Genomic DNA, 1,104 nt, shown 5'->3' on the forward strand with positions numbered 1-1,104 from the left:
GCTTGTAGGCGCCAACGCACCGGCAAAGAACCGGTCGCTGGGGAAGTCGCGCTTGACGCGTTCGTCGATGTCACCGCGAACTTGTTTCAGCACTGTCTCGCGAAGGTGTCGTGCGATTCGTTCGTCATCAGTAGGGGATTCTTTCCCCAATTCAATTTCTGTGGACATTGTAGTCACTCAGGAATCCACCCGAGCTGGTTGCTCGAGTCGAGGGACAGTGTGATGGTGGGACCGAGGCCAATGATATTAAGGGCTACAACGTCAGCTATCATAAGGTTCGGGGCCTTCAATAATTACTGGCATAAAGAGAAAAGAAGTACAAGTATTCTTTGAGTTACGGAGCGCGTCTCATGAGGCCTAAGAGAATAGTCTGCGATAAGGGAACAGAGTTGTCCCTAAGTTTATCCCTGGTCCCAATATAACCAAGAGTATGCCAGAGTCGGTCACGTCTCTTAATTCGCCGATAGATCTGATCCGGTCAGCTTCAACCACGGAGCGTGACGCACATCGGGAACTGCTCTTTGACAATATCGAATTTCTTATTGATACCCTGACTGCCGCCCATGCGCGGAGACATCAAATGACGCCGGTTGGGTGCGTTGACGCGACGCCGGAACGGCTAGCTCGAAAACGCGGCAGCCACAGTGAGGTGTGCCGTTACACCACAATCAAGAGAGAATATTCTGGAGATGACCAGACTTGTTCGTGTGGAGATCACTTGTCTGGCAGTGATGATCCTCTCGATACGGTAGCAGCTGTCGTCTTGAGTGGATCCACTGAGTCACCCGCAGAACGATTCTTCGAGCGGTGGTCCCGTGAAGCAGTTCAGGGGCTACGTGAGCAGTACGGGAGTTGGGAAGAGATTAACTTGCTTAGTGGAAGCAGACTCTCAACAGTTCTTGGTGAATTCGTTCGCGGAGGAGGAATTAGTTCAGAACGTGTATCTCGTCTCCAGCAGCTTCTATCCGCTATTGAAGATACACACTATACGGATGGGATAACGCTCCGAGAGTTCTCTCGAGTGGAGTACCGAACTTATGTGGAGTTTTTGACGGAGGTCCCCGGAATACAGGAAGAAGACGCTTGGTGGCTACTACAGACAGC

Annotated in this window: 1 pseudogene; it reads left to right on the forward strand. The window is 51.4% G+C overall.

The annotated features are described in order from the left end of the window. Window positions 1–430 precede the first annotated feature (430 nt). Window positions 431–1,104, forward strand: a pseudogene (locus tag U4E84_RS18320) (DNA cytosine methyltransferase); the annotation flags it as partial.

Origin of the sequence: Halorubrum sp. AD140 (assembly GCF_034497445.1) — an archaeon.
Taxonomy (GTDB): Archaea; Halobacteriota; Halobacteria; order Halobacteriales; family Haloferacaceae; genus Halorubrum.